This is a genomic window from Pseudobutyrivibrio sp., from assembly GCF_015057185.1.
GTDB lineage: Bacteria > Bacillota > Clostridia > Lachnospirales > Lachnospiraceae > Pseudobutyrivibrio.
In genome coordinates this window covers 60,288-84,166 of sequence record NZ_SVEV01000010.1, presented here as the reverse complement: position 1 = coordinate 84,166, position 23,879 = coordinate 60,288, and the positions used below count along the sequence as shown (strand labels likewise).

The following is a 23,879-nucleotide window of genomic DNA, read 5'->3' as shown; positions in this document are numbered from 1 at the left end:
ATGATTAATGATTGACAACAAATTAATAAGTTGACAATAACCTCACCAGCCTCCATAATAAAACTATGGAGGCTATTTTTATGTCCAACGAAAGAAATGCAGGTCGCAAGCCTAAAATATCAAATACAGATTTGCAAAATATAATATCTCGTCATGAGAGCGGAGAGAGTATTGCCTCTCTGGCAGCTGAGTATGGAGTTTCTAGACAGGCATTGCACAAAAGAATTAAGGAACACGAGACTCTGCCTGATACTATTAACTGGATGGTAGATGGAGAGTGCGTCACATCTATGGAGATTGATTGGCAGCACCATGTTTTGACCATAATCAATTATGTGGTTCGCTTATCGAAGCTTCCATTCGGGTTCAACAATAATCCTTCATGGCAGGATTTTATTAAACTTCTTGAAGAGAAATATTTACAACAAATGGGAGTAGATGGACCAGGTACGTTTTTTATGACGGATGGAGAGAAAACTTTTTCTCCCAAGTCCATTAGAGAATTAGAAATAAAAAGCAAGAGCATTCCAGAATTTGCATTTACTAAAAAGGACATACTCCTGACTAGAACTGATACTGATGGCTTCCAGATGAAGGCTCTTTCAAATGAACGCAGGCTTTTCGTTAAATCTCAGGCTATTATGTCGGGGCTTCATATGCGAGACTGGGCAGTTGAGATAATCGCATCTGATATAGCTAGACAGTTTGGCATGCCTTGTGTTATCCAGAAACACTGTCATTTCGCATACGGTGGTCGTAAGTTTGACGGAGTGTACTCGGATAATTTTGAATTGGACGGCTATACATTTTTATCATTTGAATCATTATTAGAATCAAGACATATATCCACAAAGGATGATGCTTTAATAAAGATGAACGCCATAGAAAAACTTAAATGGTGCGCCATGCAGCTTTCTGATATAGGTGACTTACCATATTCAGATGCTGAAAAATATATGTTGGATTTAGCTGTACTAGATTGCTTGGTAGGCAATGTAGACAGGCACACACGCAATTTTGGATTATTCTATAATTCTCTAACTGGAAAGCACGAGATACCATTGATATTTGATAATGGTATGGGCTTATTTGAGCATGATTATTATAGGGACAATTATAAAACCTATGATGAGGCCATGAATGCAGTGTATGTGGCACCATATGGTGAGGATCCTTTTGACTTGCTTCAGGCGCTTCACAAAGAATTCAACCTCAGAAAAATATATAGTGGCGTTACAAAAATAAATTATTTAGATACCCTAACAACCCCATTTGCCCTAGAATACGAAAGGAGAATGAATGACTTATGGCAGAAGTTAGATTAATAAATAATCTTAAAGGTATTCTGTATTATATAGACACTCCTTTAATGGATTTCGAAATTAAAGACCGTGAGTTAATCAAATCTGTTGACCTGAGCCAGGGCAAATTATATCCATGGGAGCTAGCAAAGCTCGGCGTGTCCTATGGTAGCTTTGTAAAATTTTTCCAGAGACGTACCATGCGAGAAAACTGCATGTTTTACCGTGAGCATTTGAGGGCTCTTGGTATGGATAAAATGGATTTTGACCTCTACATTAGAAAGAACAATGGAAACAACCATCTAGACAATTACTGGGTGAAATTCGAAAATTTCGGCGCCCAAAACTTTGCACAGCTTCAGTAAAATTGAGTTACTAGTGGCTATTTCATCTGAAATTCCCACTAGTATCATTAAAATTCCAAATAAATTTCGCAACATTCTGTGAAAACTAGAGTATTTTTCCCTAAGAATAGATAAAATAGAGTTGTAGTACTAGGCGAGCTAATCGGAGAATGCTATGGCGAAAATTTCAATCATCGTACCAATCTACAACGTGAAGGCATATTTGCCACAATGTCTGGACAGCATACTGGCCCAGACTTTTTCTGATGTAGAAATAATATGCGTAGATGATGGCTCAAATGATGGTAGCGAGAAAATAGTTGACGAGTACGCAGCAAAGGACAGCCGCATAGTAGCCATCCACAAGCAAAACGCAGGCTACGGCGCAGCCATGAACACGGGACTTGACGCAGCCACTGGAAAATATATTGGCATAGTGGAAAGCGATGATTGCATTCTGCCGGAAATGTACCAGCGTCTCTATGACCAGGCTGTCCAAAACAATCTTGACTTCATCAAATCCGAAGCATATTTTTGGTTTGAAAGCTTGGATTTCAAAAAACGTATACACGTAGATTCCCTAGACCTATATTATAACAAGGCACTTGACCAGCGCTACAGAAATATTTTCTTTGATTTCTTCATGAATATTTGGACAGGCATCTATAAAACTGATTTCCTGAAAGCCAACGACATTCGCTTCAACGAATCGCCAGGCGCATCCTATCAGGATAACGGCTTTTGGATGCAGACATGTATGTACGCAAGTAAGGCTATGTGGCTTGACGAGGCATTTTACCTATACCGACAGGACAATCCTGAGGCATCCATAAAAAGCACAGGCAAAATATATGCCATGGAAAATGAGTATTCATGGCTAGAGGACCAGCTCAAATCAAGAGGACATTACCATCTATTACCATACTGCTATTACTACAGACTTTTCAGAGATAGAGGCGTGTTCTTTAGAATTGCTGATGAATTGAAACCAGATTATGTGACTCATCTCAAGGATGAATATGCAAAATACGGCGCAGCAATTAAAATGAACGGCTTCCTTGATAATTGGATGCGAGACATCACAGATGAAAGCCAAACGCTTTTAAACAATATTATTGATAAAAAATCATTTGTAGTTAATAAGCTAAATGAGGCACATTCAATTATAATATATGGTGCAGGGAATAGAGGCGTCATAGCCCTTCGCAACCTTGTAAACTTAGACCAAATCAGCAAGCTAAAATGCTTTGCTGTAACAGATGACGCAGAGGCACAAATCCTTGCAAATCATCAGGTCCTAAAGATAGATGATGCAATTAAAAAATATCCAGATAGCCTGATTATTGTGGCAACAGTGCGAGGCACCAATGCTTATAAGGCTATGTGTATTAATTTACTTGATTTAGAGGTGACAAATTATTTAGACGGCACATTGTTTGAGGAGTATTTTTACTTGGCTTAATCATAAGACTATGGGGGTAGTTTATGAATATTGCAATGCTCATCGCTGGTGGTAAGGGGGTACGCACCAACCAGGACATTCCAAAACAATTTCTAAATATCAATGACAAGCCTATTATCGTATATACGTTGCAGGCTTTTCAGAAGCATCCAGAAATCGATGCTATTCTCGTAGTGTGCATAGAAGGCTGGCAGGACATGCTGTGGGCCTATGCAAATCAGTTTAATATTTCAAAATTAAAATGGATTGTCCCTGGCGGAAATAATGGTCAGGAATCTATTCATAATGGAATCGTGGCTCTCGCAAAAGAATGCAGTGATGATGACATGGTTCTAATTCATGACGCAATCCGCCCTAATGTTTCGCAGGAGATTATTTCAAATTGCATAGCACAGTGTAAGCTGACTGGTTCAGCAATCACTGTAATCCCATGTGCTGAGGCCATGCTTCTTCGCGGTGATGACAAAAATTCTTCCAAGGAAGTTATCCCTAGAGAAGATCTTGCCAGAACCCAAACACCACAGGCGTTCAAACTCAGCAAGCTGAAATGGGCCCATGAACAGGCAGCAAAAAAAGGAATCACAAACTCTGTGGCAACATGCACGCTTATGGTCGAGCTTGGAGAACAGGTTAGTTTTTGCCCTGGTTCAGAGAAAAATATAAAAATAACAACAGCCGAAGACCTAGAGATTTTCAAAGCGCTTCTTATGGCAAAGAAGGCAGACTGGATTAAATAGATGAAGGAATTAAAGACCACTTACAAAAACGATTTGAATAATGCCATTGATTCAACCGTCCATTTTGGAAAGCTGTTCAATAAATCAGTGTTGATAACGGGGATAACTGGTCTCATTGGCGGATTCATTGTGGATATTTTGCTTTATGCAAATGAGACCTTAGATGCAAATATTGAAATATATGGCTTGGCAAGAAATGAGAAGAGGGCACGGGAACGATTCGCATATACGAATTCTAAAAAGCTCCATTATCTAATCCAAGACGTATGCCAGCCAATTAATCTAAAGGCATCCATTGACTATATTATTCATGCAGCAGGAGATGGTTATCCAGAGGCTTTTAGACTAAGACCTGTAGAGACCATGACACCGGCATTACTTGGAACAATAAATACACTAGAGCTTGCCAAAGAAAAACAAGCTACAGGTTATATCTTTATTTCAAGTGGAGAAGTATACGGAGCTCCTTCATCTGATAACAGACCATTCAAGGAAACAGATATGATTATGGCGGCAGGAATGTCCACTCGCTCTTGCTACCCAGTAGGAAAGCAGGCCGCAGAGACTCTTTGCTCTAGCTATAACGAGGAATATAACGTAAATGCGAAGGTGGCAAGACTTAGCCACACCTATGGTCCATTTACAGCAGCAACCGACAACAGAGCATCCACTCAATTTATAAATAATGCCATAAATGGACAGGACATAATTCTACTTAGCAAAGGCAACCAGATTCGCAGCTACACATACATTGCAGACGCAGCCTCAGGAATTTTGACAGTCCTATTAAATGGGAAAATCGGGGAAGCGTATAATATCGCAAATTCGGATTCAACTGTAAGCCTTGCCCATTTTGCGCAAAAGTTGGCAGAAATATCAAAGGTAAATTGCAGATTTGAAATACCAAACGATTTACAAAAGCAGGAGGAAACACCGATTTCCTATGCAGTGCTTGATGCTACAAAACTAACTACTCTTGGATGGAAGGGAAAATACGAAATAAAGGACGGCTTGAAGTGTACATTAATGAATCTTAGATAAGCAGAGGCAAAATGGATATGGAGCAGAATATAGTTCAAGATTTACCAAAGGCGATTATTAGCTGGTACAAATTTGAAAAAGGAAAGAAAGCACTATTTATCACAGGCACCTTGCCTGAATTTGAGGTGCTTTTTTCTGTACTTGAGGATAAGGGGCTGGAGGTTACCTGCATCCATAAATATCAGCTTACTGACTTTGATTTAGAATACATTACTCCTGAAATTCCACCAGAGTATGCAGGAGTCGACCTAAACAATTATCAACATTATTTTGATTACATTATCTTAGCCGGTCTGCTAGAGCAGGTTGTTGATGCTCAAACTTTGATAAAAAAGCTCCCAGAGCTTATGGCACCACAGTGCAAAATTCTTATTGCCACCAACAACCGCTTTGCCCTCAGACATTTTTGTGGTGACAAGGATATTACCACAGGTCATGTTTTAGATGGCATAGATAACTATCTAAATCTAAGCCAAAAACGTTTGGAAACAATTGGTGGGCACGCATTTTCCAAAGTAGATGTAGAGAGAATGCTAAAAAATGCTGGGATTAAAAAAATAGAGACATATTCAGTATTTCCATGTATTGCCAGACCTCAGATTTTTCTAAAATATGGCTACAAACCAAATGAAAGATTGGACGTGAGAATTTTTGCAGAGTATGTTAGCCCGGAAACTATCTATTTACCTGAAGAGCGACTATACCAGGATTTCCTTGAAAACGACCTTCTTCATCAAATGGCAAACGGCTATTTTATAGAAGCTACAATAGACGGGACACTGGACAATCCAAATCAGGTTACCGTTCAAAATGACCGTTCAGAGGATACGGCAGTAGCAACATTTCTCTATGAGGATAGAGTCGAGAAAATACCTATGTATCAGGCAGGGGCTTTCAAATCATCCCAGCTGATGGCAAATACTGACGACCTGACTGAGCATAATGTTCCAATGGTTCAGGGTAAATTAAATGTAATGGATAATTCCTTTGTAACAGGCTTTGTCCATGGAACAATTTATACAGAATATTTGAGAGATTGCCTGAGAGAAAGCAAAGAAAAATTCCTGCAGGAAATGACGGCTTTCAAAAACATCATCGACAATTCCTCAGAGCAGGTTCCTTACGAGGAATATGATTGGCTGAAATTTGACCCTTACTGGTACAAGCAAAAGCCTGACAATCCAACCAGATATAAATGGCGAGACCTTGCATTTGGCAGCGATGAGGATAGAGCAAACCTAGGCGTTATCCTAAAAAGGGGATACATAGACTTGGTTTCAATAAACTGCTTCCACACCGAAAGAGGCCCTGTATTTTTTGATCAGGAATTTTACATTGAGGAATTTCCTGCAAATTCAATTTTTATTAGAACGGTGGACTTTGTTTATCGCGATTGTTGGGAAATGGAACAGCTTCTGCCAAAGGATGAGGTATTAGAATACTTCCACTTAAAGGAACATGAGGCTATGTTTAGGAAAATCCAATATAAATTCCTAGCAGAGCTTAGGCATGAGGCAGAGCTTGCAAATTACAATATCAGAACCCGTAAAGATCATGGTGTCATGAACAAGAACCGCTTCCGCATGGATTTTGCCCAGAACGAATACGATAGATTATTTGAGAATATTTTTAAAGACGTAGAAAGCAAACAGATCTATTTATTTGGCTCTGGAGACTTTGCCAAGAAGTTTATAGACCAGTTTGGAAAATTCTATGAGATAAAAGGAATTCTAGATAACAACAGTGAAAAATGGGGAACAATGCTGTACGACATTCCTATAAATTCACCGGAAATTGTAAAGGAGGAAACTCTTCCATATAGAGTTTTTATTTGTATTAAATATTACGAGGACGTTTTGTCCCAGCTAAAGAAAATGGAGGTTAGAGATATTTCTATTTATGATCCTCGTATTGAGTATCCAAGACCTTTGAAATTCAAGGCCCAGGGCGACAACGGACCAAAGCCATATCATGTGGGCTATGTGTCAGGCGTATTTGACATGTTCCACATTGGTCATTTAAATCTGCTTAGACGCTCAAAGGAGCTTTGCGATTACCTAATTGTTGGAGTTGTTACTGATGAGCAGGTAATGAATGGAAAAAAGACTAAACCAATGATTCCATTTGACCAGAGACTTGCAATAATAGAGGGCTGTAAATACGTTGATGAGGCGGTGGAAATCCCTGTAGATAAACCAAGCTCCATCGATGCATTTAACATGTATCACTTTGATGTGCAGTTCTCTGGAAGTGACTATGCAAATGACAAGGGCTGGCTCATAAACCAGGATTGGCTCAGAAAACACGGTAGTGATATTTATTTCTTCCCTTATACGGAAGGGATTAGTTCAACTGCTATAAAAACAGAACTACGAGAGCAGGGCAAGAATGAATAGAAGGAGTATGGCATGGAGATAATTGCAAGTTCAGTTGGTTTCACAAGTCGAGTTACTATGTTACACAAGCATATAGTTAAGGCAGGCTATAAGAATTGCATGTTCGGTGTGGGCGCCTTTGCAACAGATGCTGTCAAATACGGAGAGGACAAATTGCAATATGCTATGGAGCCTTATATGCAAAAATCAAAGGCTGAAGGGATTTATCACACAATAGCAACCCCAGTGTTCTTTGGGGACAAAGACCTAATCGAAATGCCATTTTCCATAGCGAAAAACCTATATTTTGAAAGCTTTAACATCGCAAAAACAGCAGGCTGCAGCAGTATTTTATGTTCCCCAATTCTTTTTGACCTGGTGGAAGAGCGAATAATATTAAAGGCTAAGAAAAAGAAAAACCATGGCATGGATTTTACAAAAAATGAGGAGCTTAGGTTAAAGGAACTAGAGCATAAAAGGCCTAACAAGCAAGAAGCCAAAGAGTTTTATCTAACAATTGCGCCTTATGCAAAGGAAAATAATCTGACGGTCCTGATTCCAAATTCCTTTGATTATTACAATGGAACTCTTTATAGAAATGATTTATCAGACCCATATCGATTCAAGGAATTCGTTGAAGAATTAAATCAGGAGGTTGGAGCACCACTATTTAAAATTTCCTTGGATTTTGGCATCTGCAATTTGCTTGGGCAGAATTATCATCAGGTGTTGAGTATCCTTGGAAATCTAATCGGATTAATCATATTAAAGGACAATGATGGACATAATGGCTCCAGTCTAATGCCATTTTCTAGTGCTATTGGCGGCAAATCTTCAGTGGATTGGCTTGGCATAATCCGAGGACTTAGGGAGATTAAGTACGACAGTGCTGTTTATATCGATTATATGGATACCTACAATGCTGCGCCAGTTAGCTTGCGAGAGTATATAGTTGACTATGGCAAAAAAATGGCAGATTACATTAACTGGCAGGTTTCCATGGAACTGGTTATTGAGAAATACCAGTCTAGAGTTCTGTTTGGCGCAGGCAATATGTGTCGCAATTATATGAAATGCTACGGGGAACAATTCCCGCCACTTTTCACCTGCGACAATAACAAGGCTATCTGGGGTCAGACCTTCGAAGGACTTGAAATCAAGCCTCCAGAAGCATTAAAAGAATTGCCTGAGGAAACAGCCATTTTCCTCTGCAACATGTATTATGACGAAATCGAGGCCCAGCTTAGGGAAATGGGATTAAAAAATCCAATAGAACGTTTTAATGATGAATACATGCCATCTATGTATACTGATAGATTTGATTCCGAAAAACGTGAAATCAAGAAGGAAAACTAATCTACCCAAAACGGAGGCGAGATATGTTAGAAATTGGTGTTCAAACAAAAAATGTTGTTACAGATGATAATCCAGAGCAGGGCTTTCAGATGTTAAAGGCTGCTGGATTTACTTGCTGTGATTTCAGCTTAAACAGCTATTTATATAACAAGGACATATACGCTGAAAATCTTAACGGATTTTTCTCTAATGATTTAGGCGAACTATACGAATTTTTTGGAGCACACAAGGAAGCAGCGAAAAATGCAGGCATCAGAATCAATCAGATGCACATGCCATATCCTGTTTATGTTCCTACAGTTTCCGACGAAGTAAATAAATACCTTTGGGATAATATTCCTATGAAAAGCATGGAAATATGCAAGTTTTTAGAATGTCCTAATATTGTTATTCATGGGCTTAAGCTTGCTAAATTCCTTGGCACAGAAGAAGCAGAGTGGGAAAAGACAGCAGAGTTTTTAGAGTCAATCGCACCATTTGCAGCAGCTAATAATATTACCATTTGTATGGAGAATCTCTATGATGGCGCCCAGGGACATCTAGCCGAAGGACCTGGCTGCGATGTTAGAAAAGCAGTGGAGCGAATTGATGATTTTAATAGTAGATATGGGGCAGAGGTACTAGGATTTTGCTTTGATATTGGTCATGCAAATCTAGTGCACCTGGATTTCTATGACTTTATTACCACCCTTGGGCCAAGATTAAAGGTACTACATTTACATGACAATGATGGCAGATACGACTTGCATCAGATTCCATTTACTTTTACTAAAACCCGTGAAAACACCAGCGCTACAAATTGGGATGGATTTATAAAGGCAATAAGAGATATAAAATTTGACGGTGTTCTTAGCTTTGAGACTGCTCCTGTCCTTGATGCATTCCCGCCTGAAATGAAATTTGAGGCCCTATGCTTCATCAATAAAATAGGAAAATATTTAGCTGAAAAAATATAAAAAGTTATAAATTAATTGGACTTTCTGCCGATATAAAGAGTATAAAACAAAAAAGAATTGTTCATTCAAAGCAGAAAGTCCAATTCTCCGTTGGTTGATTTGACAGCAAGCCAGATCAATTGACGCGAAGGAAAGCATTGAGAACGATTCGGGAAGGAACTAAATAATGACGTTATCAGTATTTGCTTAAGAGCTGCTTTTCAATTTCAATGGAAGTTGGGAGGCAGCTCATATTTTGTGTATAGATAATTAATAAATTGTGAAAACCCTCTCCCATTCCTTGAAAAGAGGTGGCATTTATTATAAAATTTTCTCCGTAATCGTTAAACAATCGCTAACAAATTGTTTTTATAAAAGGAGTACCAACATGATAGAATGGAAAAATTTTGATCAGCTTAATTCCTACAAGACATTAATGGGTCTTAAGAATCAGGTTGAACTCAAGAAGGTTATGGCAGGAGAAAATGGTGCAAAGCGTGTTGCAGAGTACAGCGTACCAATGTCAAATGGTATGACATACAACTTCGCTGCAAAGCAGGTTGATGACACAGTTCTTGATGCCCTTCAGGAGCTTTCTGTTGAGGCAGAGCTTACTGACAAGTTTTCAGCACTTTTCAATGGGGAAGTTATTAATACTGGTGAGAAGAGATTAGTTCTTCACCAGCTCACACGTGGTCAGCTTGGTGGCAAGGTTGAGGCTGATGGCGTTGACAAGAGAGCATTTTACGTAGAGCAGCAGAACCGCATCGCTGATTTCGCAAACAAGGTTCACGCTGGTGAAATCGTAAATGAGGCAGGTGAGAAGTTCACTACTGTAGTACAGATTGGTATCGGTGGTTCTGACCTTGGTCCTCGAGCTATGTATCTTGCACTTGAGAATTGGGCAAAGGTTACAGGCACATTCAAAATGGAAGCTCGTTTCATTTCAAACGTAGATCCAGACGACGCTGCATCAGTTCTTGCTGGTGTTGATGTTGCTCATTCTATTTTCATTCTTGTTTCAAAATCAGGTACTACACTTGAGACTCTTACAAATGAGTCATTTGTAAAGGATGCTCTTAAGAATGCAGGTCTTGATGCTTCTAAGCACATGATTGCTGTTACATCTGAGACATCTCCACTTGCAAAGTCTTCTGACTACCTTGATGCATTCTACATGGATGATTATATTGGTGGACGTTACTCATCTACATCTTCAGTAGGTGGTGCAGTACTTTCACTTGCATTTGGACCAGAGGTATTTGCTCGTTTCCTTAACGGTGCAGCAGAAGAGGACAAATTATCTCTCAACGCTGACATCCGCAAGAACCCAGCTATGCTTGATGCCCTTATCGGCGTGTACGAGAGAAACGTTCTTGGTTATGAGTCTACTGCAGTTCTTCCATACTCACAGGCACTTAGCCGTTTCCCAGCTCACTTACAGCAGCTTGACATGGAGTCAAACGGTAAGAGCGTAAACAGATTTGGCGAGCCTGTTGACTATGTTACAGGACCAGTTATCTTTGGTGAGCCAGGTACAAATGGACAGCACAGCTTCTATCAGCTCCTTCACCAGGGAACAAACATCGTTCCTCTTCAGTTCGTAGGCTTCAAGAAGAGCCAGATGGCAACAGATGTTGTTATCGAGAACAGCACATCACAGCAGAAGCTTTGCGCTAACGTTGCTGCTCAGATTATGGCTTTCGCTTGTGGTAAGGATGATGACAACAGAAATAAATACTTCGAGGGCAACCGTCCTTCATCAATCATCGTTGGCGAGCAGCTTACACCAGAGACACTTGGTGCACTTCTTGCTCACTTCGAGAACAAGGTTATGTTCCAGGGATTCGTATGGAACCTTAACTCATTCGATCAGGAAGGTGTTCAGCTTGGTAAGACTCTTGCTAAGAAGGTTCTTGCAGGCGACACATCAGATGCACTTGCTGCATATGCAAAGCTTCTTGATATTTAATTAAAATATTATTAAATTTGGCCTCTGCTTATTGCAGAGGCCTTTCTTATCGTTTAGGATAATAGAAGTTGTATTAATGGAAGGTAATGTTATGGGCAATACATATAACGATTCAGAGGCAGAGTCGGTTCGTAAAACACTGGCAGGAGAGAAAAACAAGCTTTCTCAAATGACTTTTGACAAGCGAATCGATTATATTTTTACATATTACAAATTTCACATCATCGGCACTATACTGCTGATATTGGCAGTTATCTGGGGTGTTCATCATGCCATGACCTATGTAAAGGATGCATATTTTGGCATGGTAATCAATTCAGAAACAGTAGATTATGACCGAGCCGAGGACATCCGAGAATATCTTGGAATGGACAAACATACTGGTGTGCGCATACAGGCAGGACTTTATACAGAGGATACCACTTCAGCCGGTGCTGGAACCAAGCTTAGTTTGCTTCTCAACGCTAGAGAATGTGACTTTATTTTCACTGACGAGGCAGGGCTTGAGTATATCAGGAGCTTTTTCGATGACTACACAACACCAGCGGAGAATATAGCAGACAGCCCAATCCACGAGTACTTTGGTTTAGATGATAATACTGTTTATATGATTAGAGCGGACTTTTTAGGACGAGAAGACTACAATCAGGCATTTGATAAAATGCTTGCTGAAATAGAAAATGGAACTATAAAGTAAGGAGAATATGTTTTGGGAAAGTTATACAACAATAGGATTTTAGATGGAATTTCAAAGATAACAGATGTATTTATCATAGGTCTGTATTTCATAATATGCTCCATTCCAGTTTTTACCATGGGAGCTAGCCTTACAGCACTTTATTACGCCATCCACAAAAGCGTATTTAGAGGCAGAGGCTACACAACAGAGTTTTTCCATTCATTCAAAGAAAACTTCAAACAGTCCACATTATCATGGATTATTTTCATGGTGATTTTTGCAGTGCTTGCTGGAGATATTTATGTAACAAGATTTGCAGTTCCTCAGACTAGCGCCTTTGCAGCAGCGCCATTATTTTTTTTGATAATGCTTTGCTTTGCAATTCTGTGGGCAATTTATCATTTTGCATACATTGCTAGATTCGCAAATGGATTTGGAGCATCCTTCAAAGTTTCAGCAATCATCATGGTTGCAAATTTAGGATGGAGCTTCCTCATCCTTGTAGTATTAGCGGCTTTCATCCTTTTGACATTCCGCTTCATCATACTACTATTTTTCCTTCCGGGTCTCATAACTGCCTCAATTCACCCAATCATTGAGCGCGTCTTCCGCAAATACATGACCCCAGAAGACCTGGAATCCGAACTTGAATAAAACGTAGTATTACGTGGACATACACTTGAGCTAACTATGAACTTGCCATAGTTAGCTTTTTTTTGCCTGAATTTAATGTGCAAAAAAACATAATATGCTCGCATCTGCGTCCACACAGTCTAGGCAAGCGCGAGTAGGGGATACCGCATCGAGCATGGGAGGGGCCTACACCGGGCGGGAAGGACCCATGCGAAGGTGCGGAGGGTGCCCTACGGGAGCATGAGAAAGTGGGAGGACGCAGTCGGCTTGATAGCGTAACTAGGGCTTTTCTATACCCTTTTGGTTAGCCAACCTTTTGCAAAATTGTTGACACTGGTGTGCACTCGTGGTATAAGTGTATTAGGACACGTAATACAGCTGAAGGGGAGGTATTAGATGATCCAACTGAACTATAGAGATTCTAAGCCAATTTATGAGCAAATAAAGGATGGTCTTAGACGCCTAGTTGTTACAGGCGCAGTGAAAAAGGATGAGAAGCTGCCTAGCGTTAGGGAGCTGGCAACCAGTTTGTCCATCAATCCAAATACAATCCAAAAGGCTTATAGAGAGCTAGAGCAAGAAGGGTACATTTACACGATTGCAGGCAAGGGAAGCTATGCGGCTCAGAAGGCTGACGTTGCCTCAGGGAGGAATGAAGAATTGATGAAAGAATTCGATGAAATAGTAAAAGAACTTCTGTATCTCTGTGAGGACAAGGATATCCTCATTAAACGAATCGAGGAATTAGCAAAAGGAGGTGACGGTGATGATAGAAGTAAATAATGTTACCAAGAAATTTGGTAGCTTTGCGGCCTTGGACGGTCTTAATATGCATGTTGAAAAGGGCGCTATTTATGGACTTGTAGGACCTAACGGTGCTGGAAAGTCTACAATCATTCGTCACCTTTGCGGTGTATATAAACAGGATGCCGGCAACATCACCATTGATGGTCAGCAGGTATATGAAAACGAATTACTAAAACAGAGAATCGCTGTTATACCGGATGATATTTTTTACTTCATCCAGGCCAATACAAAGGATATGATGAAATTTTATAAAAACATGTATCCAAAGTTTGATGAGCAGCTTTTCTACAAGATCGCAGACTGTTTTCCAGAAATCAATATGAAGAAAATGGTCCGCACTCTTTCAAAGGGTATGCAAAAGCAGGTGGCATTTATGCTTGCCATTGCCAGCAGACCTGATGTGATGATTTTGGATGAACCAGTAGATGGTCTTGACCCTGTAATGAGACGTCAGGTGTGGAGCCTTATTATGTCAGATGTGGCAGAGACAGGAGTTACAGTTCTTGTCAGCTCTCACAATCTCCGTGAGCTTGAGGATGTGTGTGACCATGTTGGAATTATGAATCATGGCAAAATACTTATCGAGCGCTCACTTGATGATTTGCAGACATCCATCACAAAGATTCAAATTGCATTCGAAGGTGACATGCCTCAGATGCCTGAGGGGCTCCAAATTCTTAAAAAGATTACAAATGGTAGAGTACATACACTCATTGTTAAGGGACAGCCAAAGGAGGCAGAGCAAGCTCTTGCAGCTATGAATCCACTCCTTATGGATGTGCTTCCACTTACACTTGAGGAAATCTTCATTTACGAGTTAGGAGGTGATAATTATGCAGTCAAAGACATCATTTTTTAATAAAGCTTTATTCAAAAAGAATCTTGGCAGAACTTGGGTAGTGGGACTGCTTTATTTCATCGTAATGCTTGTGGAGATTCCAATCTCATACGTTATTGATATATCTAATTTTGAGTCTACATATTATGTAGAATCTGGGTATACAAAAAGTATGCTGTTAAAGCAACATTTCAGCTATATTTCGACTACTGAGGTTGCCTTTGTACTTGGCATTGTCTTGGCAGTTATCACTTTTTTATATTTATTTACAAAAAGAGATACCTACATGATGCATGCTTTTCCGGTTAGCAGAAAAAGCCTTTATTTCACGGGATTATTATCATGCTTATTGGTGGCTATAGTACCAATCCTTCTCATTGGAGCCATAACTTCCATAGTGGCAACAATTGAAGGAGCTGGTGCATATGCAGTTATTTGGTATTGGGTGCTTATTGGTGTAGTTTCCACAGTCTTGTTCCTATCGATAGCATTTTTCTCATTGATGGTTTCAGGACAGGTTGTTACGGCAGTTGTCTTTTACATTATTTTCAATTATTTATATACCCTTATGCAGGTTGCATTCAGATTGAGTGCTAGCATTTGGATGTTTGGAATGAGCAGTGTTCCATATTTCAGAAAAAACGCTATATTTTCTCCTATTTTTTATATAGCAGACAACTGCCGAATTAAATGCTATGAGCTAACAGATGATTATGGAAATCTTCAAGAGTTTACCACTCGTATGGTGGGCGGAAAGTATCTTATCATCTATGGAGTTGTGGCTGTTGTATTCTTTATAGTTGCTTACATAATGTACAAATTCAAAAAAATTGAGACAGTACACGATTTTATTTGCGCTCCATTTATGCAGCCAGTTTTCTCTGTTGGAATGTCATTTTTCATTTCAATGGTTGCCGGTGCATATATCAGCGGAATGTACGACGCTATGGGCCAAAGAACCTACAGTAGCAAATTTGCAGTTGGAATTATTTCAGCAATCATCATTGGTGCCATACTTTACATGATTACAAAAATGATGATTGAAAAGACTATCCGCGTTTTCAATGTTAAAAATATTTCTAAATGCTTGCTGTATTCCATTGCGTCACTTGCATTTTTACTTTGCCTTAGATTTGATGTTTTCAAGGTGGAGAACAGAGTTCCATCCACAGACGATATTGCCTGGGTAGGTATCCAGTGCGATTACACCATGGTATTTACAAGCGAGGACGAAATTAATACAGTTCGTTCCCTTCACAAGAACTTCCTTGCTGACAAAAAGGAGCTTAGAGATATTTCAGTAAACAATCCAGATGTTGGCAGCAACGTAGTTACTATTAAGTACAAGCTAAAAAATGGAAACGTTGTAGTTCGTTCCTATAACGTAATAGATACTGAGGATCCAACTGTTACACCTACATATGTGGCGGCAGCAGAGCCAATCCTTGATTTCCTTAACAATCCAACAATTATCAAGGAACATATCATTGGTAATATTTGGAATGCTTGCACTATTCCTTACATGCAGTTCATTGGATACCGTTATGATGAGGGAATAAAAGACTTCAATGCAGAAGAAATGCCATTCGATGATTTGAATGACAAAGAAAAGGAAGCAAAATACGAAAAAGTATACGAAGCATTACTTAAGGATATTGATCAAGGAAATGTCCTTCAAACCTCCTTTGGATATAGAGATGATAGCGCAAATCTATATGATGACTTTAACTTTACAGTTTCAAATAAAAAGATTGAGTATTTCTCAGATGAGATGACATTTGAAGATTACGATTATGACTATTACTATAGCTATCCTCAGTATGAGCAAAACATATATGTTATGCTCAACAAGGATTGCACAAACACATTGCAGACATTGAAGGATGAGGGCTTCTACTATGATGATGAAGTAATCATTACCTTCGATGAATACAATGAAAAGGTAGGGTACTATGATTACGAAACTTACCTTTAATTTGCTTACTTCTTAATTCTCTATCCGATACAATTCTCTAACCGACCCGAGGTCCTCTCAACCTCGGGTCAAATTTTTTCTAAAGAAATCCAACAAACAGGCCGATATAACTATTGAACAAAATCGGGAATAATTTTTTGTTAAAACTTTTTGAAAAAACTATAAAGTTTTTTGCTACAATTTCCGATAATAGGAGTGTAGAGAAAGATGTATTTAATGCATCAGCGATGATGCAGTTGAGAAAAGGGACTAGAAATGACACAAATAAGGGAGGAAAGGAGTGTGGTGATATGCGTATAGAGGCTTACAATCAGGTAGCACAGCTCTATCAGACATCAAACACTAAAAACACAACTCAGACTGCAAAGGCAAATGGAATGGGCCGTGATGAGGTACAAATCTCATCAACTGGTAAGGATTACCATGTAGCAAAGGCAGCCGTAGCTGAATCTGCGGACATCAGAGAGGACTTAGTAGCTGATATTAAGTCTAGAATTCAAGCGGGCACATATGAGGTCAGTGCTGATGATTTTGCAGAGAAATTGTTAAATCAGTACGGTTCAATTCTTTAGTTTTGAGAGGACGAATGCGTGGCTAGTTTAATGGATGAATTGCTCTTAACCATGGAAGGTGAAAGGTCGCAATATGAAAAGTTAATTGATCTTAGTGATGAAAAGAAGGATTCTATCATCTATAAGAAACTTGACGTACTGGAGGCTATTACCGTTCAAGAGCAGGCCATCGCAGACGCCTTATTGGAACTGGAGAAAAAGCGCCTTAATATAATGCGCAATATTGCAGCAGTGATGGGGCATGAAGGCGAGCAAATTACCGTATCATGGATGATAGATAATTTGTCGGAGCAACCTGTAGAACAAGAGAAGTTAATAGAAGCCAGAGGAAAGCTTAAAGATGCCGCTGATGAAGCGCAGGTTTTGAATTTCCAAATGCAGAATTTGTTGCAGCAGGCATTAGAAATGGTGGAATTTGACATTACGCTCTTAAAGAGTGCAAAGCAGGCGCCACAGACTTCGAATTACGGCAAGAATGCTGAGACTACAGGAAACATACTAGGTAGTAGAGGTTTTGATGCTAAACAATAGGAAACGGATGTCCTTTGAGTAGCTTATATACTTGGAGGAATGTCGTATGGCTAATAGTTTTGGTAGCTTATATGTTGGGGCATCTGGCCTACAGTCAGCATCACATGGATTAAATACAACAGCAAACAACCTTTCAAACGTAAATACCGATGGTTATGTACGTCAACAGGTTGTTTATGAAGATAGAGATTATAGAAAAATAGGGACTGCAGCGGTCAGCACACAATATGCTGGCCTTGGTGTGCAGGTTGGTACTATCGTCCACACTCGCGATATCTTTTTAGACAAAGCATATCGTACAGAGAATGGGCGATATTCTTTTTATGATGCTAGCTCAGAAGCAGTACAAGAGGTAATAACTCAGTTACAGGAATCTGACGGTGTTCAGTTTAAAACAGCAATCGAAAATTTCGAGGATGCATTTGAAGAATTTGCAAAGGACCCATCAGATACTGTAAGTCAGAATCTTGTGCTACAGAAGGCTAACATTTTTTTGGCTAGAGCAAAAGCTGTAGAGGACGGATTCGAAGATTATCAAACTATCATTAATTCTAGAATCACTGAAAAACTAAATAGAATTAACGAAATCGGAAAAGAGATAGTTGAATACAATAAAAAAATTCAATCAATAGAGGCAGCTCAAGTTGAAAAGGCTATGGATTTACGAGATAAACGAGACCTCCTGTTAGATGAACTGTCTGGCCTTGTAAAAATGTCCTACAGCGAGGACAACGGTGGTGTTGTTCACGTTGAAATCGAAGGTGTTGAGTTCATCGACGAGATTAGATACTACGAGGTAGGAATTCTCACAAACAAGAGAACTGGATATGTAACTCCATATTGGCCTCAGTTGTCAGAGTTGGATCATGAAAATGAAGAGGATAATGTTTATTATCCAATATTTGATACAACAAATGTTAGCGCAGAAAAGAACTCAGATATTGGTGAACTCAAATCACTTATAATGGCCCGTGGAACAGGCTGGAGTACTTACTTAGATTTCTACGATGAAAATGGTGATTACATTGATTCAGATACATATGAAAATGGAATCGCCAATTCAATCATGATGAACTCTGAGGCAGAGCTTGATACATTGATTCATCAGCTGGTAACAACAATAAACGATTTATACAGTCCACTGACAAATGTGGCATCGGCCTACACAGACGCAAAGGTTGCTTCCTACCAGGATGTAGATTCTGAAGGAAATCCAATTACAGTTGAAGTGGATGCCAGCCTTCTTAGAATACTGGACGAAGCTAATTGCTCCGTTGGTTCCGATGGTGAGTTACCACCAAGAGAATTATTCGTGCGAAACGGCTGTGAGAGATACACAGAAAAAGATGTAACACTTTATGATGACACAGGTGCAGAAATTGGTACCTACAAATTATATCTATACAACGAAGAAGACCCAAATGACACATCAAAGTGTTACACACTTAAATCTCTAACAGTTAATGAAGAGTTAATCAAGCAGGAATCTTACCTGCCACATCTTAAAAACCTAGATCACACCCAAGTAGATCACAAGCTTGGAACAAATCTTAGTTTAATGTGGACAGACCAAGAATTTAACCTAAATCCTAGTGATACAACTCCATGTGGATTCTCAGGCTTCTATGTAAAGTGGGTTGGCGAAATAGGAAATATTGGAAACGTATACGAGACTACAGCAAAATCTCTTGAAGGCACAAAGGAAGAGATAGAGTTTAGCCGTCAGGGTGTTATCGGCGTATCTTCAGACGAGGAGCTCACCACAATGATTAAGTTCCAGTCAGCATATAATGCAGCCAGCCGATACATCAATGTAATAAGTGAAATGATTGAGCATATCGTTACATCGCTTGGTCACTTCTAAAATGGCAGAAAGGAATAGCTTATGTCATCAACATTTTTTGGTTTAACAATTGCAGCATCGGGACTTAATACTTCCCAGGCACAGATTAACACCACAGCAAATAATATCTCCAATGTAAATACAAAGGGATATAGCCGTCAGGTCGTTAATACAGTTGCTTCTTCAGCTTTAAGATGCTATCAGAGCTGGGGAACTACTGGTACTGGTGTTGAGGCCACATCTGTAACCCAGCATAGAGACCTCTATTATGATGAGAAATATTGGAATAATGAGTCTATTCTCGGCTTTTATGACAAGAAGCAGTACTATATGGACCAAATCGAGGATTATTACAACGAGAATTCTAACAAGGCTGGATTTACAACTGTTTATACCAAAATGTTCAACGCCCTAAGTACTTTGCAGGGTGATGCTGGTGACGGTACAGTTCGAAAAGAGTTTGTTTCTACCGCGAAACAGCTTACTGAGTATTTCAATCAGTTATCAACAAAGCTTGATGAATTGCAGAATTCTATCAACGATGAAATAAAGACAGCTGTTGATGATATTAACTCTATTTCAGAAAAGGTAGCTATTTTAACAAAACAGATAAATACAATCGAGCAGGGCGGCGGACATGCAAATGAGCTTCGCGACCAGAGAGCATTGTTGATAGATCAGCTTTCAAAGCTTGTGGATGTTGAGGCTGTAGAAAAGGAAGTTGCCAATAGTAATGATCCTGATATGTACACCGGTGCAACATATTACACTGTTTACATTAACGGACAGGTATTAGTAGACACATATGAATATCACAGATTAACTGTTCAGTCACGTGGATTAGAGCAGCTACATAATCAGACAGATATTGATGGTTTATATGAAATTATCTGGGAAACAGACGGAAATAAATTCAATGCAACACCAAGCTCTAGCGGCGGCGCATTGAAGGCAATGTTTGAAGTGAGAGATGGAAACAATAATGAGAACATGCATGCTAAGGTTACAAGTGCAACAGCCAATAGCATCACCATTTCAAACTTAAGCATCACTGATATTAACGAGCTGAATATGCCAACTCGAGGCTCCCTTGATACAAACAATACAGAATATACTTATCAGGGCTTCTCCTTTGATACAGATGCAGATGGAAAGGTAACATCAGTTACATTCAACATCAATGAAACACTTACAGTTTCTGAACAGAACAACCTTACAGGCAAAACACTTCAGGTTGGTGACGACGTTGACTATATGGGAATTCCATATTATCAGAACCAGATGAACCTGTTCCTTCGTAATTTCTGCGAAGCCTTCAACAAATATGAAATTGGAACAGAGGATACAGAAGCAGTTTATGATGATGATGGAAATATCATTACACCAGCAGTTTTAAGTGATGACAGAGGTGTGGATATTAACGGGGACCCATCAAATGCGTTATTTATAGCAAAGGACAAGCTTGACCTTAGCGTTGAGCATCAGATGCGTGAAAGCACAGCAAATCAAACCTTCTACAGCGGTGAAGATACATCGGATCCAACTAAAAAGTTTGAGACCTACTATCTTTTAACAGCAAAGAATGTTTCTATCAAAAAAGAGACAGACAAGGACGCAGGACTTCTTGCAACAACTACCAGAGGCAACTATTCATCAGGTGTTGATGCGGCAGATATAGTTGTGCAGCTTCAGACCCTACAGTCTAAAGAAAAGCTATTTAGAGGTGGCGGAGGCGACGCATTCCTGCAGTGTATCTACTCAGATGTAACTGTAGACGCAGAGGAGTGCAAGCTATTCCAAAAGAACTTTACAAACATCCAAACATCTATCTCAAACCAGAGAACTTCAGTATCTGGCGTCGATGAAGATGAAGAGGCATTAGACCTAATTAAATTCCAGAATGCCTACAACCTGGCATCTAAATGTATTTCAGTTTTCTCCGAAATATATGATAGATTGATTCTTAACACTGGAGTTTAAAACGGAAATAGGAGGGACCCACTTTAGTGGGAGGAACCTGTTTCCGTTCCTTAGAAAGTCTTAGAGGTGATTTAAATGAGAGTTACAAACAAAATGATAATGAACAATGCAGCATCCAACATCAATTCCACTAAGGAAATTGTAAAGCAGAGAAACACCCAGATGACCTCTCAGAAGAAAATTGACAGGCCATCAGATGACCCTGTAGTTGCAGTTCGTTCCCTTAGATTGTCTACAACTCTTTCTCAGGTTACTCAGTACTATTCAAGAAATATTCCTGATGCAACTAGCTGGCTTGAAGTAACAGAAACATCCCTTATCAACATTGGCGATTTGGTAAGAGATTGCCGTACACTTGCTGATAAGGGTGCAACAGGTTCTTTGAATGAAGAAGATAGAAACACTATCGTTACACAGATGCAGGCCCTTCAAAAGCAGGTATTTGCAGAGGGCAATGCTGATTATGCTAAAAGAACAGTATTTACCGGATATAGAACAGGCAAGAATTTAGTATTCACTGAGGATACAAAGACAGAGCCTGCAGATCAGGTTACAAGATATACAATCACACAGACTCTTACCATGGAAGACAACATGGAAGAGCACAGATACTACAATGGTGTTACAGCTGTTCCTACAACAGAGGACGAGCTAAAGCTAACAGGTAACATTAATGACATGGCACAGACAAATTATTATCGTTTGCGCCTTAACTATAATGAGCTTGAGTCATTGAATGAAATCGTTATTACTAGCAAGGACCCTAATATCACAACCGATAGCTTTAATCTTATTACATTTGATAATGAGACAGCATGGGCAGCTTATTCTGAGACAGATGACACCACCACACCACCAACAGTAATCAAGGAAGGTAACACAAAGACAGTTCCAGATAATGCTATATATGTTATCAAGGAAACTGGTGATGTTATCCTTGGAAATCAGGTTGCAGCAACTTTAAAGGAAAACGAAGCTTCTTTGGATATTACATATACAAAGGCTTCCTTCAAGGAGGGTGAGCTTCGTCCAGAATATTATCACAATTGCGTTAAAACAGCAGATCCTGAGGATGTTCAGGTTCCTGTAACTTATAAAAAGTTCAATGATGATGGTACAACCATACATTTTGATATTGAGTACACTATCGCTGCAAACCAGACAATAGCCATTAACACTGAGGCTTCAGACGTATTTAACAGCGATATTCAAAGAGACTTATCAGAAATGATGGACGCAGTTAAAAACTCTATTGCTGCCCATAATAAATTAAAGGATATTGAACGTATGCAGGGTGAAGTTCAGTACCAGTCTGATGAGGATCAGGAATTGCTTAGTCAGTGGTATGATGCAATCAAAAAAGAGGCAGATTACTTTGATGACAATATAAAGAAACTTTTTAACACAGAACTAGGCAAAATGGATACATATTATGCTAAAATATACCTAGGTATTACTGATTTGGGATGTAAGCGAGATTCATTGAATCTTACTAAGACTCGTGTGGGGGATCAAAGAGAAACAGTTCAGAGTCTTCAGTCCACAAATGATGATGTAGATTTATCGCAGATTATCATTGATTATACGGCAGCGTACACCGCATATCAGGCATCGCTTACAGCGGCTGGAAAGCTGGGCGATTCGACACTACTTAACTACATTTAATCTCAGGAGGAGAAGGGACAATGCGCGTAAAAACTAGATTGTTTGGCGAAATTGAAATTGTTGACGAAAAAATCATCAATCTCGTTCATGGGCTTATAGGTTTTCCAGACATGAAGAGATACACACTCATTTTCGATGAGGAGAAAAAAGACAAGGGCAATATCATGTGGCTTCAGTCACTTGATGAGACCGATTTTGCAATGCCAGTTATGCTTCCACACATTGTAAAGCCTGACTACGCTCCATCCTTAAACGAGGATTCTTTAGAGCAACTAGGCGAGCTTACTGAAGAGAACACTTACGTTTTAGTCACCGTTAGAGTTCCTAAAAATCCTAAGGAAGCATCTGTAAATCTTAAGGCTCCAATCGTTATCAATTCAGATACTAATATTGGAGATCAGATCATCATTGAAGGTTCAGAACCAGTCCGATACTTAATTCACGATGCATTACATGGAAAGGATGGTGAGTAGCGATGTTGGCATTAACACGAAAAACAGGCGACGCGATTATGATCAACAACAACATCGAGATTACAGTCCTTGAAGTTCGCGGTGATCAAGTCAAAATAGGAATTTCTGCACCAAAGGAAGTATCCATCTACAGAAAAGAAGTATATTTAGAGATTCAAAAAGAAAACGAAGCAGCTCAAGAGGCAGCTCAATCTATCAGCTTAGACGATATCGAAGCTCTCAAAAATCTTTTATAATGAATATTAGGAGGAAGCGAAAGCTTCCTCTTTTTTTGCATTAAAAAGAACAAATGTTTGACATATTGACAGACTGTGATATAATCAATCTTATACGATTGTGTGCAATTGATTTTTGGTGATT

Annotated in this window: 21 protein-coding genes; all 21 read left to right on the top strand. The window is 39.3% G+C overall.

Going from position 1 to position 23,879, the window contains the following annotated elements:
* The first annotated feature begins 80 nt into the window (after window positions 1-80).
* The 21 genes from E7276_RS05665 to csrA all read left to right on the top strand — a co-directional run bounded on the left by E7276_RS05665 (window position 81) and on the right by csrA (window position 23,755).
* The gene (locus tag E7276_RS05665; RefSeq protein ID WP_294214818.1) at window positions 81-1,325 is read left to right on the top strand and encodes a helix-turn-helix domain-containing protein; all 1,245 of its coding nucleotides are present in this window, start codon (window positions 81-83) and stop codon (window positions 1,323-1,325) included.
* Entirely contained in the window at window positions 1,307-1,666 is a 360-nt protein-coding gene (locus tag E7276_RS05660; protein WP_294214814.1) for a hypothetical protein, read from the top strand. Before E7276_RS05665 ends, E7276_RS05660 begins: the two co-directional genes overlap by 19 nt.
* A gap of 154 nt (window positions 1,667-1,820) precedes the next feature.
* Window positions 1,821-3,107 (top strand): glycosyltransferase, encoded by a 1,287-nt coding sequence (locus tag E7276_RS05655; protein WP_294214812.1) that lies wholly within the window; start codon window positions 1,821-1,823, stop codon window positions 3,105-3,107.
* 23 nt (window positions 3,108-3,130) lie between these two features.
* Window positions 3,131-3,844 (top strand): IspD/TarI family cytidylyltransferase, encoded by a 714-nt coding sequence (locus E7276_RS05650; protein WP_294214811.1) that lies wholly within the window; start codon window positions 3,131-3,133, stop codon window positions 3,842-3,844.
* Window positions 3,845-4,885, top strand: coding sequence for an NAD-dependent epimerase/dehydratase family protein (locus E7276_RS05645; protein WP_294214809.1), 1,041 nt, complete (start codon window positions 3,845-3,847; stop codon window positions 4,883-4,885).
* A 17-nt stretch (window positions 4,886-4,902) separates the two neighbouring features.
* Window positions 4,903-7,281, top strand: coding sequence for an adenylyltransferase/cytidyltransferase family protein (locus E7276_RS05640; protein ID WP_294214806.1), 2,379 nt, complete (start codon window positions 4,903-4,905; stop codon window positions 7,279-7,281).
* 12 nt (window positions 7,282-7,293) lie between these two features.
* Entirely contained in the window at window positions 7,294-8,616 is a 1,323-nt protein-coding gene (locus tag E7276_RS05635; RefSeq protein ID WP_294214804.1) for a sugar phosphate isomerase/epimerase family protein, read from the top strand.
* A gap of 23 nt (window positions 8,617-8,639) precedes the next feature.
* The gene (locus tag E7276_RS05630; protein ID WP_294214802.1) at window positions 8,640-9,572 is read left to right on the top strand and encodes a sugar phosphate isomerase/epimerase family protein; all 933 of its coding nucleotides are present in this window, start codon (window positions 8,640-8,642) and stop codon (window positions 9,570-9,572) included.
* Window positions 9,573-9,939: 367 nt separating this feature from the next.
* Window positions 9,940-11,523 (top strand): glucose-6-phosphate isomerase, encoded by a 1,584-nt coding sequence (locus E7276_RS05625; RefSeq protein ID WP_294214799.1) that lies wholly within the window; start codon window positions 9,940-9,942, stop codon window positions 11,521-11,523.
* Between the two features lie 76 nt (window positions 11,524-11,599).
* On the top strand, window positions 11,600-12,220 hold the full coding sequence (locus tag E7276_RS05620; RefSeq protein WP_294214796.1) for a hypothetical protein: 621 nt from the start codon (window positions 11,600-11,602) through the stop codon (window positions 12,218-12,220).
* 12 nt (window positions 12,221-12,232) lie between these two features.
* Complete coding sequence (locus E7276_RS05615) at window positions 12,233-12,856, top strand: YesL family protein (protein ID WP_294214793.1); 624 nt, start codon at window positions 12,233-12,235, stop codon at window positions 12,854-12,856.
* 375 nt (window positions 12,857-13,231) lie between these two features.
* Window positions 13,232-13,618, top strand: coding sequence for a GntR family transcriptional regulator (locus tag E7276_RS05610; RefSeq protein WP_294214791.1), 387 nt, complete (start codon window positions 13,232-13,234; stop codon window positions 13,616-13,618).
* Window positions 13,602-14,501, top strand: coding sequence for an ABC transporter ATP-binding protein (locus E7276_RS05605; RefSeq protein ID WP_294214788.1), 900 nt, complete (start codon window positions 13,602-13,604; stop codon window positions 14,499-14,501). The genes E7276_RS05610 and E7276_RS05605 overlap by 17 nt, the downstream gene beginning before the upstream one ends.
* Window positions 14,476-16,455: a hypothetical protein gene (locus E7276_RS05600; protein WP_294214786.1), complete on the top strand. Its 1,980-nt coding sequence runs from the start codon at window positions 14,476-14,478 to the stop codon at window positions 16,453-16,455. Before E7276_RS05605 ends, E7276_RS05600 begins: the two co-directional genes overlap by 26 nt.
* Window positions 16,456-16,592: 137 nt before the next feature.
* A complete protein-coding gene (flgM, locus tag E7276_RS15085) occupies window positions 16,593-17,027 on the top strand; it encodes a flagellar biosynthesis anti-sigma factor FlgM (RefSeq protein WP_330598938.1) in 435 nt (144 codons plus the stop codon).
* Window positions 17,028-17,045: 18 nt separating this feature from the next.
* On the top strand, window positions 17,046-17,558 hold the full coding sequence (locus tag E7276_RS05590) for a flagellar protein FlgN (protein WP_294214784.1): 513 nt from the start codon (window positions 17,046-17,048) through the stop codon (window positions 17,556-17,558).
* 46 nt (window positions 17,559-17,604) lie between these two features.
* Complete coding sequence (gene flgK, locus E7276_RS05585; RefSeq protein ID WP_294214783.1) at window positions 17,605-19,422, top strand: flagellar hook-associated protein FlgK; 1,818 nt, start codon at window positions 17,605-17,607, stop codon at window positions 19,420-19,422.
* A 21-nt stretch (window positions 19,423-19,443) separates the two neighbouring features.
* Window positions 19,444-21,381 (top strand): flagellar hook-associated protein FlgK, encoded by a 1,938-nt coding sequence (gene flgK, locus E7276_RS05580; RefSeq protein ID WP_294214780.1) that lies wholly within the window; start codon window positions 19,444-19,446, stop codon window positions 21,379-21,381.
* A 75-nt stretch (window positions 21,382-21,456) separates the two neighbouring features.
* Complete coding sequence (locus tag E7276_RS05575) at window positions 21,457-23,046, top strand: flagellin N-terminal helical domain-containing protein (protein WP_294214779.1); 1,590 nt, start codon at window positions 21,457-21,459, stop codon at window positions 23,044-23,046.
* Between the two features lie 20 nt (window positions 23,047-23,066).
* On the top strand, window positions 23,067-23,519 hold the full coding sequence (fliW, locus tag E7276_RS05570) for a flagellar assembly protein FliW (RefSeq protein ID WP_294214775.1): 453 nt from the start codon (window positions 23,067-23,069) through the stop codon (window positions 23,517-23,519).
* 2 nt (window positions 23,520-23,521) lie between these two features.
* On the top strand, window positions 23,522-23,755 hold the full coding sequence (csrA, locus tag E7276_RS05565) for a carbon storage regulator CsrA (RefSeq protein WP_294214772.1): 234 nt from the start codon (window positions 23,522-23,524) through the stop codon (window positions 23,753-23,755).
* Window positions 23,756-23,879: the final 124 nt, after the last annotated feature.

Bases quoted from the DNA above. Each gene is read 5' to 3' on its own strand.
- E7276_RS05665 (WP_294214818.1), top strand. From the start codon at position 81: ATGTCCAACGAAAGAAATGCAGGTCGCAAGCCTAAAATATCAAATACA.
- E7276_RS05660 (WP_294214814.1), top strand. From the start codon at position 1,307: ATGGCAGAAGTTAGATTAATAAATAATCTTAAAGGTATTCTGTATTAT.
- E7276_RS05655 (WP_294214812.1), top strand. From the start codon at position 1,821: ATGGCGAAAATTTCAATCATCGTACCAATCTACAACGTGAAGGCATAT.
- E7276_RS05650 (WP_294214811.1), top strand. From the start codon at position 3,131: ATGAATATTGCAATGCTCATCGCTGGTGGTAAGGGGGTACGCACCAAC.
- E7276_RS05645 (WP_294214809.1), top strand. From the start codon at position 3,845: ATGAAGGAATTAAAGACCACTTACAAAAACGATTTGAATAATGCCATT.
- E7276_RS05640 (WP_294214806.1), top strand. From the start codon at position 4,903: ATGGAGCAGAATATAGTTCAAGATTTACCAAAGGCGATTATTAGCTGG.
- E7276_RS05635 (WP_294214804.1), top strand. From the start codon at position 7,294: ATGGAGATAATTGCAAGTTCAGTTGGTTTCACAAGTCGAGTTACTATG.
- E7276_RS05630 (WP_294214802.1), top strand. From the start codon at position 8,640: ATGTTAGAAATTGGTGTTCAAACAAAAAATGTTGTTACAGATGATAAT.
- E7276_RS05625 (WP_294214799.1), top strand. From the start codon at position 9,940: ATGATAGAATGGAAAAATTTTGATCAGCTTAATTCCTACAAGACATTA.
- E7276_RS05620 (WP_294214796.1), top strand. From the start codon at position 11,600: ATGGAAGGTAATGTTATGGGCAATACATATAACGATTCAGAGGCAGAG.
- E7276_RS05610 (WP_294214791.1), top strand. From the start codon at position 13,232: ATGATCCAACTGAACTATAGAGATTCTAAGCCAATTTATGAGCAAATA.
- E7276_RS05605 (WP_294214788.1), top strand. From the start codon at position 13,602: ATGATAGAAGTAAATAATGTTACCAAGAAATTTGGTAGCTTTGCGGCC.
- E7276_RS05600 (WP_294214786.1), top strand. From the start codon at position 14,476: ATGCAGTCAAAGACATCATTTTTTAATAAAGCTTTATTCAAAAAGAAT.
- flgK (WP_294214783.1), top strand. From the start codon at position 17,605: ATGGCTAATAGTTTTGGTAGCTTATATGTTGGGGCATCTGGCCTACAG.
- flgK (WP_294214780.1), top strand. From the start codon at position 19,444: ATGTCATCAACATTTTTTGGTTTAACAATTGCAGCATCGGGACTTAAT.
- E7276_RS05575 (WP_294214779.1), top strand. From the start codon at position 21,457: ATGAGAGTTACAAACAAAATGATAATGAACAATGCAGCATCCAACATC.
- fliW (WP_294214775.1), top strand. From the start codon at position 23,067: ATGCGCGTAAAAACTAGATTGTTTGGCGAAATTGAAATTGTTGACGAA.
- csrA (WP_294214772.1), top strand. From the start codon at position 23,522: ATGTTGGCATTAACACGAAAAACAGGCGACGCGATTATGATCAACAAC.